The sequence below is a fragment of the Kribbella sp. CCNWLW201 genome, assembly GCF_037203805.1.
In the GTDB taxonomy this organism is placed as follows: domain Bacteria; phylum Actinomycetota; class Actinomycetes; order Propionibacteriales; family Kribbellaceae; genus Kribbella.
This window is the reverse complement of the sequence record NZ_JBBCBQ010000011.1, coordinates 276,008-290,827: the sequence shown is the minus strand read 5'-3', so window position 1 is coordinate 290,827 and position 14,820 is coordinate 276,008. Positions and strand designations below refer to the sequence as shown.

The following is a 14,820-nucleotide window of genomic DNA, read 5'->3' as shown; positions in this document are numbered from 1 at the left end:
AGCACGCGAAAGTGCCTGACCAGGGTGGTGGGGGTGGATGGAAACTGTCGGTGGTGGGAGTGAGAATGCGGGCCATGGAGCTTTCCGGGTATCGCGAACTGTGGCGCACCCGCGGCGTGATGGCGCTGCTGGCCGCGTCGCTGCTGGCGCGATTACCCGTGCTGGCCACGATGGTGCCGGTCGCGTTCCTGGCCAAGGACGCCGGCGGGTCGTTCCGCTGGGCCGGAATCGTCGCGGGTGCGTACTCGGTCGGCATGGCGATCGCCGGACCGCTGTGGGCCAGGAAGGCCGACCGGCGCGGCGCCCGTGGGGTGCTGCTGGTGACCGGCATGTCCTGGAGCGTGGCGCTGGCGGCATTGGCCGCCCTCCCGTCTGAGCTCTACCGGCTGATGCCACTGCTGACCTTCGTCGCCGGCGGACTCGTGCCACCGGTGATGCAGACGCTGCGGGCCGCTTGGCCGCGCGTCGTCCACGGTCCGGCGCTGCGGACGGCGTACGCGGTGGACGCGACCGCGCAAGAGCTGTTGTTCATGGTCGGTCCGATGCTCGGGGCAACGGCTGTGAGCGTGGCGAGCCCGCGGCTCGGGGTGCTGCTGGCGGCCGCGATGTCAGCCGCCTTCATCTGGTGGTACGCGCTGCAGCAACCGGCGCCGCTCCACCACGACGATGCGAGCGGACCACGGCTGACCGCGCGTCAACTGCTGTGGCACCGGCATCGCCTGCCGTTGATCCTCGCCTTCGGCCTATGGGTGATGTCGTTCAACGGCATCTCCCTCGGCATCGTCGCGTTCGCGGACGAACACGGTGAGCGGCTGATCGCGGGCATCCTGGAGGCGGTCTGGGCATTCGGCAGTCTGGTCGGCGGTGCCGTGGCGGGTGCGTTGCCTGGGCGGCGTACGTCGTACCTGTGGCGGCGAGCGGCCCTGGTCACGGTGGGCATGCTGCTGTGTGTGTTCGCGACCGGATCACCGGTGGCGCTCGGTGTCGCGCTGACTGTGTCCGGCCTGACGCTGGCGCCCGCGATCGGTGCCTTGTACGAGCGGCTTGGCGCGCTCACTCCGGACACAGTGCGGACCGAGGTTTTCGGTTGGATGGGGAGCGCGGCGATGGGCGGAGCCGCGATCGGATCGGCGGTGTCCGGCGCGGTGGTCGAGAGCTTCGGCGTCCGCTACGTCTGGCTGGTCGCGACCGTGCTCGCGGCGGCGGCACTCGTGCTGTTGCTCAGAGTCCCACCGGAGCACCCGGCCGAAAAGACGACGGCAGAGTCAGCCGGCGGCCTGCTCGGCGAGGGAGCGTAGCTGGTCGACCATGGCATTGGGGTTGTCAGCGGCGTAAACGGCCGAGCCGGCCACGAAGACGTCGGCACCCGCGTCGGCGCAGCGCTCGATGGTGTCCATCGCGACTCCGCCGTCGATCTGGACCCAGAGGTCGAGGCCGTGCTTGTCGAGGAGCTGCCGGGTACGGCGGATCTTCGGAACGACCACGTCGAGGAACTTCTGGCCACCGAACCCGGGTTCGACGGTCATGATCAGGATCATGTCGAGCTCGGGGAGCAGGTCCTCGTACGGCTCGATCGGGGTGGCCGGCTTGAGTGCCATCGCCGCGCGGGCGCCCTTGGCACGGATCTCCCGGGCGGTGCGGATCGGCGCGCGGCACGCCTCGATGTGGAAGGTGACGCTCGAGGCGCCGGCCTCGACGTACCCGGGCGCCCACCGATCCGGGTCCTCGATCATCAAGTGGCAGTCGAGTGGGATGTCGGTCGCCTTCGCCAGCGACTCGACCACCGGCATGCCGAGGGTGAGGTTCGGCACGAAGTGGTTGTCCATCACGTCGACATGCAGCCAATCGGCGTTCGACACAGCGGCCGCCTCGTCGGCGAGCCGGGCGAAGTCGGCGGCCAGGATGCTCGGCGCGATCTGAATCCCCATGGGCGTCAATCTACCGACGGGCCCTGACCCACTCGACGACCCGGTCCACCGAATCCACCGCCTCGCCCCCCGCAGGCAGCGGTGGACGGCTGATCACCACCACGGGTACGCCGAGTTCCCGCGCCGCCATCAGCTTCGCGGACGTCTGTGGACCGCCGCTGTCCTTCGTCACCAGTACGTCGATCCGGTGCTGCCGCATCAGTGCGAGCTCACCCTCGACGTCGTACGGGCCTCGGTCGAGGATCAGGTCGCACCACGTGGGGACGGGCTCCGGCGGGTCCACGCAGCGCGCGAGCACCCACAGCCCGGTCCCTGCAAATGCGGCCAGCCCTTGGCGGCCGATGGTGAGGAAAGCGCGGGAGCCAAGGGTCGGCAACAGGCGAGCAGCCGCATCAGCCGAGTCGACCGAGTGCCACACATCACCTGGGCCGGGGGTCCAGCCCGGCCGTCGAAGAACAAGGAGCGGTACGTCGACCGCACGGGCAGCCGCGACGGCATGCGCGGTCATCGTGGCGGCAAACGGATGGGTCGCATCCACAACCGCGTCGACCGCGTTGTCCCGAAGCCAGTCCACCAGGCCGTCGGTGCCACCGAAGCCGCCTTGCCGGACCTCGCCCACCGGCAGGCGAGCGTCAGTTGTGCGTCCGGCAAGCGAGGACACCACGTGGACACCAGGCTCGACTGCCAAGGCGGCAGCGAGTGAGCGTGCCTCGCCGGTGCCGCCGAGCAGGAGGATCTTCATCGGGTCCGCGTCGTCGAGTACAGGTGGCTGTCGCGGAAAGCGGTCGCCGACAAGACCTTGCCCACGATGATGACCGCGGTACGGCGGATGTCCGCGGCCCGCACCTGGTCGGCGATATCGGCGAGCGTTCCGCGCAGGATCACCTCGTCCTCACGCGACGCCCGCGCGACCACAGCGACCGGACATTCGGCGCCGTACGCAGGAGTCAGTTCGTCGACCACGCGGTCGATCACCTGGACGGCGAGGTGCAACACGATCGTGGATCGGCTCGCGCCCAGGGTGGTCAGATCCTCGCCGGGTGGCATCGCGGACGCGCGGCCCGCGATCCGGGTGAGGATCACCGTCTGGCCGACCTCTGGGACGGTCAGCTCACGGCCGAGGCTGGCCGCGGCCGCCGCGTAGGCGGGTACGCCAGGTGTCACGTCGTACGGGATGCCGAGGTCGTCGAGGCGGCGCATCTGCTCGGCCATCGCGCTGAACACCGACGGGTCGCCGGAGTGCAGCCGGGCGACGTCGAGTCCGTCGGCGTGCGCGGCGGCGAGTTCGGCGATGATCTCGTCGAGGTTCAGGTCCGCGGTGTCGACCTTGCGGGCTCCGACCGGGCAGTGGTCGAGGAGCTCGACGGGGACGAGCGCACCGGCGTACAGGCAGACCGGCGAGGAGGCGATCAGGTCGCGACCGCGAACGGTGATCAGATCGGCGGCGCCCGGACCGGCCCCGATGAAATGCACGGTCACGGGGCCTCCCGCGGCAGCGTGGCATTCAATGAAGTCACTTGGTCACGCTCCAGATCGTCACGGGCATGGCGGGGCGCCAGCCGGTCATGGTCCCGACCGCTGAAGCGCGCTGGACGTCGAGGCGGATGAGGTCGCCGCCGAGTTCGCCGTACCAGCGGGCGATCAACGCCTCGGTCTCCAGCGTCACGCCGTTCAGCACCAACCGGCCGCCGGGTGCGAGTGCGTTCCAGCAGGCTTCGACCATGCCGGCCGCGGTCGCTCCCCCGCCGATGAAGACCGCGTCGGGCGTCTCGAGGCCGTCGAGGGCGTCGGGCGCCTTGCCCAGCACAACGTTCACCGAGGCCCCGAGTGCGGACGCGTTGCGTTCCAGCCGCTTGGCTCGGTCGGGATCGCGTTCGATCGCGACGGCCCTGCAGGTGGGGTGATGCCGCGACCACTCGATCGCGATGCTGCCGGCTCCACCTCCGACGTCCCACAGCAACTGGCCCGGCACCGGCGCGAGCCGTGAGAGCGTCACCGCCCGGACCTCGCGCTTGGTGAGCTGACCGTCGTTCTCGTAGGCGTCGTCGGGTAGTCCGGGCACAGTCGAAAGGACCGGAGCGCCCTCGCACAACACTCCGATCACATTGAGGGCGTCAACCTCACCGGACCACTCCGCGGCTGACGCCGTCCGTACACGTTCCGACGGTCCACCGAGCTGCTCAAGCACAGTCACCGAACTCGAGCCATAACCACGCGCGACAAGGAGTCCGGCAACCTCAGCCGGCGTGTGCGCACCCCAACTCAACACGAGAAGTCTGCGCCCCGGCTGGACATGCGGATGCACGAGCTCAACCGGGTTGCCAACCAGGCTGACCACCTGCACCTGGTCCTGCGGCCACCCCAGTCGCGCACACGCCAGCGACACGCTCGACGGGTGCGGAATCACCCGTACGGCGTCCGCCCCCAGCAGCCGCGTCAGCGTCGTACCGATGCCGTGGAACGTCGGGTCCCCGCTGGCCAGCACGCAGACCCGTCGCCCCCGGTGCTCGTTCAGCAGGCCGGGGAGGGCTTCTGACAAAGGAGAGGGCCAGGCGATCCGCTCAGCCTGGTCAGTCGGCACAAGCGCCAACTGCCGGGTGCTGCCCAACAGAACCTCGGCTGACTCGACAGCAGTCCGTGCAGCAGGTGAGAGCCCTTCCCACCCGTCCGCACCGATGCCCACGACCGACACTGGCTCAGGCATTGCCCAGAACCTTTGTGATGGTGATCTCGATGACCACGCGCTGTGGATTGACCCGCGGCTCACGGTAGCGCTTGGCATAGCGCCGTACGGCGTCCTCCACGCGCTCCGGGTCGTCGCTGACCACTGCACGACCCTCAAGCGTGGACCACCGGCGCCCATCCACCTGTGTCACCGCGACCGCGGCTACTCCGGCTTTACGGATCGTCCGGGCCTTGTACGACGTACCCGAGCAGATGACCCGTGCGATCCCCGCCTCGACATCCAACGTCGCCCCGACCGGCGTCGAGTGCACAGTCCCGTCCGCACGGACAGTACTCAGCACACACAGATGCCGCTCGGTCCAGAAATCCACAAGTCCATCACTCAAAGGCACCCAGCGATGGTAAGCAGAGCGGCCCGCCCGGCGGTGAGCCGGGCGGGCCGTCAGGCGCCGGACCCCTCAGACCGGCGCCGGCATGAGGTCAGCCGATGTCGCGGCGGCGGAAGGTGGTGAGGCCTGCCACTGTCAGGGCCGCGGCGATGGCCGTCAACCAGAGGACTGGGGTGACGGTGAAGTCGCCGCCGGGTAGGCGTGGGGTGTGGCCGTACGGGCTCAGATTCATCACGCTCTCGGGCAGGTCGAAGAGCGCGCCGAACTGCCCGATCAGCAGGAAGATCCCGAACAGGGCCCACGCTCCGGTGACCAGCTTGGGAGCCAGGCCGAACAGTACGACGACCAGTGCCGTGACCAGCCAGATCGCGGGCAGCTGTACGGCGGCAGCCGCGAGCATGCGTGGCACCTGCCGACCCATGTTGCCCAGCGAGGCCCCACTGGAGATCCCCGAACCGAGTCCTGCGACGAGGATCAGCGCACCCGTACCGAACAGTGCCATCAGCGCGTGACTACCTAGCCACTGCGCTCGCGTGACGCCGGTCGCCAGCAGTGGCTCGGCCCGGAGCGAGGTCTCCTCCGAACGCAGCCGGAGTGCCGCCTGGATGCCGAAGGCCGAGGCGAGCAGCCCGACCATCCCCATCTCGGTCGCCAGGAACGCGTCGGTGATGCCGTTCACCCCACCGAGCTTCTCCACCATCTCCTTGGCGCTGTCGCTGGTGACGAACCCGTCTACGTTGCTGGCGATGTTGCCAACCAGCAACCCGAGCAGCAGGAACGCGGCACCCCAGCCGTACAAGGAGCCTCGGTGCAGGCGCCAGGCCAACGCGAGTGGCGACCGCAGCGACCGTGAAGCGGTAGCAGGTCCCGGCCGCGGCCGTACTAGGCCCGCACCGACATCGCGCCGCCGGATCAGCGCCAGCGCACCGGCGACCAGCACGACCATGAAGGCGAGTGGCAGCAGTACGACGACGTAGCGGTCACCGGCGTACGCCCGGACCTGCTGGGACCATCCGATCGGCGACAACCACGACACCCACTCGGACTTGCCGTCGGCGGACGAGTCGCCGATTGCCCGCAATACGTACGCGACCCCGAGGACGACCGCGGTGAACCCGTTCGCAGCCCGGGCACCCTCGGTCAGCTGAGCGGTCACCGCGGCCACGCCTGCGAAGGACAGTCCGGCCGCCGCCCACATCAACCCGAAGGCGAACGAACCGGCCGCGGGCAGCCCGACTCCGATCAACGAGAGCGCGGTCAACAGCCCCAGCAGTACGACGGTCCCCGACGACACGATCAGTGCGGCGGTCAGAGCGGCGTACCGGCCAAGGACTCCGGCGCTGAGCAACTCGAGCCGGCCGGACTCTTCCTCGGTCCGGGTGTGGCGTACGACGAGGATCGCGGCCAGCAACCCGACCAGCGCAGCACCGAACGCGGTCAGCTTGAACAGCGAGAGCTCCCCGAGCGAGGTCTCGTCGAAGATCCGGCCGTACAGCGACACCAGGGCCGGCGACGCGTTCGACGTACGCGCGGCCTCGATCCTTGACTGGACGTCCGGGTAGAGGTCGATCGATGCCTGCGCCGATCCGGCCGCCATCGACACGAACACCACGATCCACACCGGGATCAGAATCCGGTCCCGGCGCAGCGCCAGCCGCACCAGCGTGCCGGTACCAACAAATTCGCTCATGCCTCCGCCTCGCTGACGCTCGGCTCCAGCATGAGCGATAAGTCGGCTGTGCTTTTTGTTCGCTCGCTGCGCTCGCTCATCGGACGGCCGCCATCGGTTCGACCTCTTCCTCGTAGTGGCGCAGGAAGAGCTCCTCCAGCGTCGGCGGCTGGGCGACCAGGCTCTTGATCCCACTCGCGGACAGTTGCCGCATCACCGCATCCAGCTGGGCGGTGTCCACCTCGCACCGGACTCGGTTGCCCTCGACATCGAGATCGTGGACGCCGGGCAGCGAGGCGAGACCGTTCGGCGACCCGGCCAGCTCGGCGTGGATCGACGTACGCGTGAGGTGGCGCAGGTCGGACAGCGTGCCGGTCTCGACCACCTTGCCGCGCCGGATGATGCTGATCCGGTCGCACAGGGCCTCGACCTCGGAGAGGATGTGGCTCGACAGGAGCACCGTGCGGTCACGCTGGCGCTCCTCCTCGATGCACTGCCGGAACACCTCCTCCATCAGCGGGTCCAGGCCGGATGTCGGCTCGTCGAGAATCAGCAGCTCGACGTCACTCGCCAGGGCGGCAACCAGGGCGACCTTCTGCCGGTTGCCCTTGGAATAGGTGCGGCCCTTCTTCGTCGGGTCGAGGTCGAACCGGCGCAGCAGGTCGTCCCGCTTCTTCGGGTCCAGCCCACCGCGGAGCCGGCCGAGCAGGTCGATCACCTCGCCACCGGTCAGGTTCGGCCAGAGGTTCACGTCACCCGGGACGTAGGCGAGCCGGCGGTGCAGCTTCGCCGCATCGTGCCAGGGATCGCCGCCGAGCAGCGAGACGTCGCCTTCGTCACCGCGCAGCAGCCCGAGCAGGACCCGGATGGTGGTGGACTTCCCGGCGCCGTTCGGCCCGAGGAATCCGTGCACCTCACCGGTCGCGACCTCCAGGTCGAGACCGTCGAGGGCGTGCGTACTTCCGTACGACTTGTGCAGTCCAGAGACCACGATGGCTGATGTCATGATTCATAACGTACACTTCATTCAGAAGATTGTGAATCTTACTAACGCGCTTCTCACAGGACCGGTGGGTTGCTCACGAGACAGGAGATGATGGGGCGGTGAGTGCACATCGAGACGACGAAGCCGTCAGGCGGTACGCCGAACAGTTCGGCAACCTCCTGGCCGACACGGGCTGGCCGCGGATGGCCGGCCGGGTCTTCGCCGCCATCCTGTCCAGCGAGCACGGACGGCTGACCGCGGCCGAGCTGTCCGACCAACTGCAGGCGAGTCCCGCCGCGGTCTCGGGCGCGGTCAACTACCTGCTCCAGCTCCGCCTGGCCAACCGGGAGCGCGAGCCAGGCAGCCGCCGCGACGTGTACGTCGTCCAGGACGACGCCTGGTACCAGACCATGATGAGCGAGGACCAGGCCCTGGTCCGCTGGTCCGCATCCTTGCGCAAGGTCCTCGACGCGGCCGGCGAAGGCACCGAGGCCCACCGCCGGATCCGCGTCTCCCTCGGCTTCTTCGACTTCATCGGCGAAGAAGTCAAAGGCCTCAGCGAACGCTGGGTAAAACGCAAAGCCGAACTAGACGCACAACTAGACACCGAATACGGCAACTGACCCCGACGCGGGCGCGCTCGGTCGCGTGCCCGACGGACCTCGTACATCTCATGGGGACCTCGGACACCTGATCAGATGTCCGCGGTCCCCGCCGCGTGTCCGAGGTTCGCCCGCTTGTCCACAGGCGACGAAGTTGGGTCTGCGGCGAGGGCGCGGGGACGGCATGTTGTTGGCGTGAACCCGAAATTGAAGGTGATTTCCGATGGGCGGCGGGGGTGGTTCAACCGAAGCGACGTGCTGGCGGCTGGCTACAGCGACGCGGAGCTGCGGCGGCGCCTGCGTGGAGGGCAATGGATCAGGCTCGGCCGCGACGCTTTTGTCGAGCACAGCGGGTGGCCTGAAGACGAGAAGCCGTGGGATCGGGCGAGGCGTCTGCACCTCTTGGCCATCCGGGCAGTGACGGACCAGCTGGACAAGGTTGTCGTCAGTCACCAATCAGCCGCCGTTCTGCATGGCTTGCCGATCTGGGGCTTTGACCTCGGCAAGGTTCATGTCAGCCGATCGACCGGACGAGTTCGGTCGGGAGCCACGCTCGCCGTACACCGGTCGCCGTTGGATCCGGACGAGGTCACCGAGCTGGACGGCATCCGTGTGACGACTGTCGAGCGAGCGATCACCGAGACGGCGTGCGGTACGTCGTTCGAAGTCGGGGTGGTCCTCGCCGACGCGGCATTGCGAGCCGGGTTGACCAGCCCGGAGTTGCTCATCGCGACGGCGGACCGCCATCGGCACTGGCGTGGCTCGCCGGCCGCCCGCTCCGCCGTACGCTTCGCCGATGGGTTGAGCGAATCTGTGGGCGAGTCACGACTGCGGGTCCTGATGGACAACCACCAACTCCCGGCACCAAGCCTTCAGGTCGAAATCCGTGCGAACAGCGGCGAGCTGATCGGCCGGGTCGACTTCTTGTTGTCCGGCAGGCTCATCGTGGAGTTCGACGGTGCACAGAAGTACGGCGACAGCGCCGACACCATCGTCGCGGAGAAGTGGCGGGAAGACCGCCTCCGGGATCGCGGATACGGGGTAGTGCGGGTGAGCTGGCCCGACCTCGACCAGCCACGCATCACCGCTGCCCGCCTTCACCGTCACCTCCTCAGCGGGGAGCCGGGGCACGCGAACCTCGGACATGAACCGGGGACCTCGGACATCTGGTCAGATGTCCGAGGTCCCCGTGAGATGTCCTAGGTGCCGACTACCGGAGGGTGCCGGCGGCGACTGTGTCTAGGGCTTGCTGGAGGAGCGGGTTGACCTTCAACTTGGAGTTGGGGAGGTGTACGGCGTTGCCGTCGATGGGGCCGTTTACTGGGTAGACGGAGAGTTCGGCGGGGAGGGGTGAGGTGCCGCAGACCTGGTCCTTGCCTGGTAGTTCGCCGGTGAAGACGTAGGTGTCGCCGATTGCTTCGGCGCAGGAGGAGGCGGAGCCTACGTACTGGCCATGCTGGCCCTCGTCGTCGATGGCGACGAAGCGGGTGGCGCGGGCGGTGTCCTGGTGAGTGCGGAGGGCACCCTCGTACGCCGTCGCCGGGTCGAGCTCACCCTGGATCATCAGGATGCGCGGCGAGCCCTTCAGGTCGAGTTTGCGGTCCTGCGGCTCGTACGGCCAGAAGGCGCACATCGGTACGCCGTTCATGTAGCCGAAGAAGTCGTACTTGCGGGCCATCCGGTCCGCTTCCCGGAGGTAGAACCGGGGGTCGGAGTTCCACGCGGTGTCGTTGCAGCGGACCGTCGTACCGATGGCACCGAGGTTGACCACGGCGTCACCGGTCGACTTGGCCGCGGTCTCGCGGGCGTCGGCCAGGATCGAGCGGGTCGAGTCGACGCGCAGGGCCGCCAGGGTGGTGGAGGCCGCCGGTGTCACGCCGTACCGGGCCCGCATCGCGGCGAGGGTGTCGAACGCCTGCAGTTCCGGCGAGATCCGGGCCCAGGCGCGGTCGACATGCCGCAACTCGATCTTGCCCGACGTGGACGGGTCCTTCAGGTACTCGTCGTGGATCAGGATGTCGAGCGTCGCCCGGATGAAGCGGACGTTGCCGTACTGGGTGCTGTAGATGGTGCCGTCGAGGTCGTCACCGCGCACCGACGACGTACCGGCCTTGACCCGGGCGACGAGGCACGCGCGGATTCCGTTGTACGTCGACTTGACCTGGGTGAACGTGCTTCCGAGGCCGGAGATCTGGTCGGCGTGCCGGGCGATCCACGGGAACAGCTGGGTGTCGCGGCGGCGCTGGCCGGAGAACGGGTCGAAGTTCACGTTGTCCCACTGGGTGTGGGTCCAGTCCATGTTCGAGTCGATCACGAACCGGCCGACCTTCGACGGGTAGGTGTCGGCGTACCAGCCGCCGAGCCAGGTGCCGTAGCTGTAGCCGATCAGGTTCAGCTGCCGCGCCTTGAACAGCGCCCGCAGGAACTCCATGTCGTACACCGTCTGCTGGCTGCTGACGAACTGGCCGAACTCGGTCGCCGAGCACGCGTCGGCGAACAGCTTGGCCTCGGCCACCTCGGTCTCGTGGGTCTGCCGGGTGCGCTCCTTGTAGTCCGGGGTGGTCGGCAGCGCGGCCAGCTTCTCGGTCGTGGTCAGGCACTGCAGCGGGGTGCTCTGGCCGAACCCGCGCGGGTCGAAGCCGAGCAGGTCGAAGTCACTGAACAGCTGGGTCTTCTCCACCGCCAGCGAGGCCGACAGCGTGAGCCCGGCGCCACCCGGTCCGCCCGGGTTGGTCGTCATCAGGCCCTTCGACGTACCGGTGGCCTTGCTGTACGAGATGGCGACCTCGACGTCGGGGTGCGCGTCCGGGTGGGCCCAGTCCATCGGGACCTTCACCTTCGCGCAGTTGGTCGTCGGCGCCTGCGGGTACAAGCGCTTGACCGCGGCATCGAACGCGCAGACCGACCACGTGATCGGCTGGTCGAGGTACTTCTGGGGAATCGACGGGACCGGCGGATCCACCGGACCTTTGGCCGCAGGCGCTGCGGCGGCCGAGCTGATGGCGACCTGGGGTACGACGAGTGCTGCAGCCAGGGCCAGAGCGATCTTGGGCAGTCTGATCACGCGTGCCAACTCCTGTGTGTCCGGGCGGTTCAGGAGACAGCAACCTATTCCGGATCAGGCCACCACGACCAGTGACCAAAGTAAGGTCAAGGGCAATCCCTAAAGCTCGTAGACGGTGAAGATCGTGCAGTACATCGGCGGCGACTCGAGACCGGGGTAGTACAACCGCCCGGCATCATCGGTGATTTTGAAGTACGCCGTCGACGCACCGACCTGGGACGGCGCCTGCAACGTCATCGACACCGTCACCACCTCCCCCGGTACGGCGTCCGGCAGCCGAGCGCGATGTGGAGATCGCAACCACCCCGGCGTACCCGCGGCGCCCTGGCGGGTCAGCCAGCGATCGTGCCAGGGCCGCTCACCGCTGTTGCGGACCTCCCAGGTCTTCTCGAACTCCTGGTCCCGGCACACCCGCGTCCCGTCCGGAACCGTCTCCCCCACCAGTTCGGCCCGGTCCTCCGGGTGGTGGTCGACCGGCACCGACCCGCCGAGCAGCACCGGCTGGACATGCCTGCGCATGTCCCGGAGCGACACGTCGCGACCGGCTCGTACGGCGGCATCCAGCTCCATCAACTGGTTGACCAAGGCCTGTCCGGCCCCGAACGAGGCGTCGTACCACTCGATCAGCTCGCGGCTGGGCTTGGTGTGACCGCGCTCGACCCGGGACAGGTGGCCCTTGTCCCAGCCGGACTGGGCGGCGGCGCGCGACAGCGGTACACCGGCCGCCTCCCGGAGCTCACGCATCCGGCAGCCGATCACGAACCGAGCCTGTGCTGGCCTCACGGCGGACTCCCGCATCGATCGTTGCCCACTGCGACAACACCGTAACCCTCTGATTCTCTGTAAGTCAGTGCCAGTTCGCCACTGACTGAGCGAAAAGGACAAACATCATGCGTACCGCCCTCCTGCGCATCACCGCCAGACTCACCGCGATCACCCTGCTCGGCGCCGGCGCCCTGGTCGGCGCGGGCGCCCTGCCCGCCAGCGCCGCCACCGGCACCGTCGTGACCGACAGCGGGCTCGGCGTGACCATCCGGTCCGGTAACGCGACCAGTTTCGGCTCGGTCGGGACGCAGCCGAACGGCCCGGTCGAGATCGACTGCCAGATCTACGGCGAGCCGGTGACCGGCAAGTTCGGCCGCAGCCTGGTCTGGGACCACATCCCGGGCAAGGGCTTCATCTCGGACGCGTACGTCGACACCGGCAGCTCCGGCCTGGTCGCGCCGCTGTGCACCAGCAATCCACGGGCCGACAAGGCCATCGCCTGGTACTCCGCCCGCAACGGCTCGACGGCATTCCAGGGGTACTGCGAGATGGCCGCCGAGAACTCGTACGGAAAGACCGGGATCTACGCCTCGGCCAAGGCCAACTGGAACGACGCGGTCGCTCGCGGCGCCGCCCACCCGGGCGACCGGAACCCGCCGAAGGGCGCCCTGGTCTTCTGGGACCTCGCCGCCCCCTACGGCCACGTCGGCGTGGCCCGCGGTGACGGCTACTTCTGGGCCACCAGCGTCAACGGCGCGATCGGCCTGGCCAGACTCCCCTACTACTCCGCCTACCTCGGCTGGGCCTGGCCGAACTTCTGACCACCACTCACCAGAAGGGCACCTGGACGCGCGTTCCGCCCCTCACGCGTCCAGGTGCTCTTCCATGCGGTCCAGCCAGTCGGCGACCAACGCCTGGTACAGGGCCGAGCGCCGGATCGGCAGGTCGTGGCCTTCCTGGTCCAGTACGGCGTAGGTGGCACGGGGGTAGTCAGCAAGGATGGGCCAGGCATCGGCGTAGCCCGTCATGGTGTCCTGGCGCCCGGTCACGACGAGAGTTGGGCCCTCGAACCGTGCGGCCGGGTCCTCGCGCAGCGCATAGGTGGAGACGTCGGCCTGGATCCGGCCCAGGAACTCGAGATCGGCCTGCGCCTCGGCCGGGTCGTAGTAGCGGCGCTGCTTGTCCTCCCATGCGGCCTGGTAGGCCGCGGACTTGATCAGGTGGTCCTCGGTCGGCACCGTCCGCTTGGTGCGGTCGACGACGATGCCCGGGACCCGGAGCAGCAAGCCGAGGATGCGGGCGGGGTTCCGTTTGACGATGCCGCGAGCGTGCAGACCGCCGGCCGACGTACCTGCCACGGCGAAGCGCTCGTCGCCCACCAGACCGTCGATCAGGCCAAGGATCGCCTCGAGCATGCCGTCCTGGTCCTTGATCGACGGCTCCGCCGGCGACTTGCCGGTGCCCGGCGGATCGACGTAGATTCGCCGCCACCCCGAACGGCCCTCGAAGACCGGCTCGTGGACGTCGCGGCCTTCACCGTTGGCGCCACCCCAGCCGGGCAGGAAGATGATCGGCCGTCCCTCACCGAGCGCTTCGTAGTACACGGAACGACCTTAGCCACACCGGTCGCGGCTCAGCGGGTCTTTCTCTTCCGGGCAGAATCCGGCGACCGCTCGCCCGAGCCGCGCTGGATCAGCGCGCACGGCAACACGATCCGCTGCGGTGGCCGGGTGTCGGCACCCGACGCACGATCCAGCAACAACTGAGCCGCGTTGCGACCCAACTCGGCGATGTCGGAGGCCACGACGGTCACCGGGGTCGGCAGCATGTCGGCCAGCCGGAAGTCGTCGAACCCGACCACAGCAGGCTCCATGCCGACCTCCTGCAACGCCCGCAACACCCCTTCGGTGAGGAAGTTGGTCGAGGCGAACACCGCCGTCGGCGGATCCGGCAACTGCATCAACTCCAGCGTCGCCTTCTCCGCAGCCTCGGCAGTGCCCTCGGGCAACTGCACGACGAGCGACTCGTCGACCTCGAGCTCCGCCGACCGATACGCCCGGCGGTACCCGCGCAACCGGCGCCCGGTCGTGTAGTACGACGGCGCCAGCAGGATCGCGATCCGTTCATGACCCTGGTCCAGCAGGTGCTCGGTGGCCAGCCGGCCGCCGCCCTCGTTGTCGACCATCACGATGTCGGCCTCGATCCCGTGCGCCGGCCGGTCGACGAACACCACGGGTACGCCGGCCCCCGCGAGGAACGAGTGATCCCCTTGGTCCGGCACGATCATCAACCCGGCGACCTGCCGGCTGACCAGCTCCTGGATCGCCCGCTTCTCCCCCTCCGGATCTTCGTCGACACTGCCCAGTACGACGGCGAACCCGGACTGCCCGGCCACCTCGAGGGATGCCTTCGCGATCGTCGCGTAGAACGGGTTGGTCAGATCGCCGAGCACCAGGGCGAGGCTGGACGACTTCTTGCCCGGCCGCAGCGCCCGGGCGACCTCGTTGCGCTGGAAGCCGAGCTCAGTGATCGCGGTCCGGACCCGCTGGGCGGTCTCCTCCCGGACGCCGTGGCCGCCGTTCACCACCCGCGACACCGTGCCCAACCCCACCCCCGCCCGGCGGGCGACGTCGATCATCGTCGGCCGGCTGGCCTCCGGGATGGTTGGAAACGTTTCGGACACGGGGTTGACTTCCTTTTCACGACACGGCATCGTCACCCAACAGTAAATCG

Annotated in this window: 15 protein-coding genes; 4 read left to right on the top strand and 11 right to left on the bottom strand. The window is 68.5% G+C overall.

All coding sequences use genetic code 11. From position 1 onward, the window contains the following. Positions 1–74 precede the first annotated feature (74 nt). Positions 75–1,298 carry an MFS transporter gene (locus tag V9K99_RS35760; protein WP_337011490.1) on the top strand — a complete coding sequence of 408 codons (1,224 nt, stop codon included), beginning with the start codon at positions 75–77 and terminating at the stop codon, positions 1,296–1,298. Here V9K99_RS35760 and rpe read toward each other — a convergent pair. From rpe to V9K99_RS35725, 7 genes are all read right to left on the bottom strand, one after another. Further along, positions 1,266–1,928, bottom strand: a complete 663-nt coding sequence (gene rpe, locus V9K99_RS35755) for a ribulose-phosphate 3-epimerase (protein ID WP_337011489.1) — start codon at positions 1,926–1,928, stop codon at positions 1,266–1,268. The two genes, V9K99_RS35760 and rpe, sit on opposite strands and share 33 nt — an antisense overlap. Before the next feature lie 10 nt (positions 1,929–1,938). Next, a complete protein-coding gene (locus tag V9K99_RS35750; RefSeq protein ID WP_337011488.1) occupies positions 1,939–2,670 on the bottom strand; it encodes a cobalt-precorrin-6A reductase in 732 nt (243 codons plus the stop codon). Then, the gene (gene cobM, locus V9K99_RS35745; protein ID WP_337011485.1) at positions 2,667–3,407 is read right to left on the bottom strand and encodes a precorrin-4 C(11)-methyltransferase; all 741 of its coding nucleotides are present in this window, start codon (positions 3,405–3,407) and stop codon (positions 2,667–2,669) included. Before cobM ends, V9K99_RS35750 begins: the two co-directional genes overlap by 4 nt. Positions 3,408–3,441: 34 nt before the next feature. Beyond that, positions 3,442–4,632, bottom strand: coding sequence for a precorrin-6y C5,15-methyltransferase (decarboxylating) subunit CbiE (gene cbiE / locus V9K99_RS35740; RefSeq protein ID WP_337011483.1), 1,191 nt, complete (start codon positions 4,630–4,632; stop codon positions 3,442–3,444). Next, on the bottom strand, positions 4,625–5,005 hold the full coding sequence (locus V9K99_RS35735; RefSeq protein ID WP_337011481.1) for a PPOX class F420-dependent oxidoreductase: 381 nt from the start codon (positions 5,003–5,005) through the stop codon (positions 4,625–4,627). Before V9K99_RS35735 ends, cbiE begins: the two co-directional genes overlap by 8 nt. A gap of 88 nt (positions 5,006–5,093) precedes the next feature. Next, entirely contained in the window at positions 5,094–6,692 is a 1,599-nt protein-coding gene (locus V9K99_RS35730; RefSeq protein WP_337011479.1) for an ABC transporter permease, read from the bottom strand. 76 nt (positions 6,693–6,768) lie between these two features. Continuing rightward, the gene (locus tag V9K99_RS35725) at positions 6,769–7,677 is read right to left on the bottom strand and encodes an ABC transporter ATP-binding protein (protein ID WP_337011477.1); all 909 of its coding nucleotides are present in this window, start codon (positions 7,675–7,677) and stop codon (positions 6,769–6,771) included. Between the two features lie 98 nt (positions 7,678–7,775). Here V9K99_RS35725 and V9K99_RS35720 point away from each other — a divergent pair, with 98 nt between their 5' ends. Both V9K99_RS35720 and V9K99_RS35715 read left to right on the top strand, forming a co-directional pair. Continuing rightward, complete coding sequence (locus V9K99_RS35720; RefSeq protein WP_337011475.1) at positions 7,776–8,279, top strand: GbsR/MarR family transcriptional regulator; 504 nt, start codon at positions 7,776–7,778, stop codon at positions 8,277–8,279. A 174-nt stretch (positions 8,280–8,453) separates the two neighbouring features. Further along, positions 8,454–9,461 (top strand): type IV toxin-antitoxin system AbiEi family antitoxin domain-containing protein, encoded by a 1,008-nt coding sequence (locus V9K99_RS35715; protein WP_337011473.1) that lies wholly within the window; start codon positions 8,454–8,456, stop codon positions 9,459–9,461. Positions 9,462–9,468: 7 nt separating this feature from the next. Here V9K99_RS35715 and V9K99_RS35710 read toward each other — a convergent pair whose 3' ends face one another. After that, positions 9,469–11,322 (bottom strand): alpha/beta hydrolase, encoded by a 1,854-nt coding sequence (locus V9K99_RS35710; RefSeq protein ID WP_337011471.1) that lies wholly within the window; start codon positions 11,320–11,322, stop codon positions 9,469–9,471. A 99-nt stretch (positions 11,323–11,421) separates the two neighbouring features. Then, positions 11,422–12,105 carry an NBR1-Ig-like domain-containing protein gene (locus V9K99_RS35705; RefSeq protein WP_337011469.1) on the bottom strand — a complete coding sequence of 228 codons (684 nt, stop codon included), beginning with the start codon at positions 12,103–12,105 and terminating at the stop codon, positions 11,422–11,424. Positions 12,106–12,212: 107 nt separating this feature from the next. On the opposite strand from V9K99_RS35705, the gene V9K99_RS35700 reads away from it, so the two are divergent. Then, entirely contained in the window at positions 12,213–12,908 is a 696-nt protein-coding gene (locus V9K99_RS35700) for a CHAP domain-containing protein (protein WP_337011467.1), read from the top strand. A gap of 42 nt (positions 12,909–12,950) precedes the next feature. Here the strand turns inward: V9K99_RS35700 and V9K99_RS35695 are convergent, their stop codons facing one another. Then, complete coding sequence (locus V9K99_RS35695; protein WP_337011465.1) at positions 12,951–13,691, bottom strand: alpha/beta fold hydrolase; 741 nt, start codon at positions 13,689–13,691, stop codon at positions 12,951–12,953. Positions 13,692–13,720: 29 nt separating this feature from the next. Continuing rightward, positions 13,721–14,770, bottom strand: coding sequence for a LacI family DNA-binding transcriptional regulator (locus V9K99_RS35690; protein WP_337011463.1), 1,050 nt, complete (start codon positions 14,768–14,770; stop codon positions 13,721–13,723). Between the last annotated feature and the right edge of the window lie 50 nt (positions 14,771–14,820).

What these genes read in the sequence shown, in the direction of transcription:
- V9K99_RS35760 (WP_337011490.1), top strand. Translation starts at nt 75, where the DNA reads ATGGAGCTTTCCGGGTATCGCGAACTGTGGCGCACCCGCGGCGTGATG.
- rpe (WP_337011489.1), bottom strand. Translation starts at nt 1,928, where the DNA reads ATGGGGATTCAGATCGCGCCGAGCATCCTGGCCGCCGACTTCGCCCGG.
- V9K99_RS35750 (WP_337011488.1), bottom strand. Translation starts at nt 2,670, where the DNA reads ATGAAGATCCTCCTGCTCGGCGGCACCGGCGAGGCACGCTCACTCGCT.
- cbiE (WP_337011483.1), bottom strand. Translation starts at nt 4,632, where the DNA reads ATGCCTGAGCCAGTGTCGGTCGTGGGCATCGGTGCGGACGGGTGGGAA.
- V9K99_RS35730 (WP_337011479.1), bottom strand. Translation starts at nt 6,692, where the DNA reads ATGAGCGAATTTGTTGGTACCGGCACGCTGGTGCGGCTGGCGCTGCGC.
- V9K99_RS35725 (WP_337011477.1), bottom strand. Translation starts at nt 7,677, where the DNA reads ATGACATCAGCCATCGTGGTCTCTGGACTGCACAAGTCGTACGGAAGT.
- V9K99_RS35700 (WP_337011467.1), top strand. Translation starts at nt 12,213, where the DNA reads ATGCGTACCGCCCTCCTGCGCATCACCGCCAGACTCACCGCGATCACC.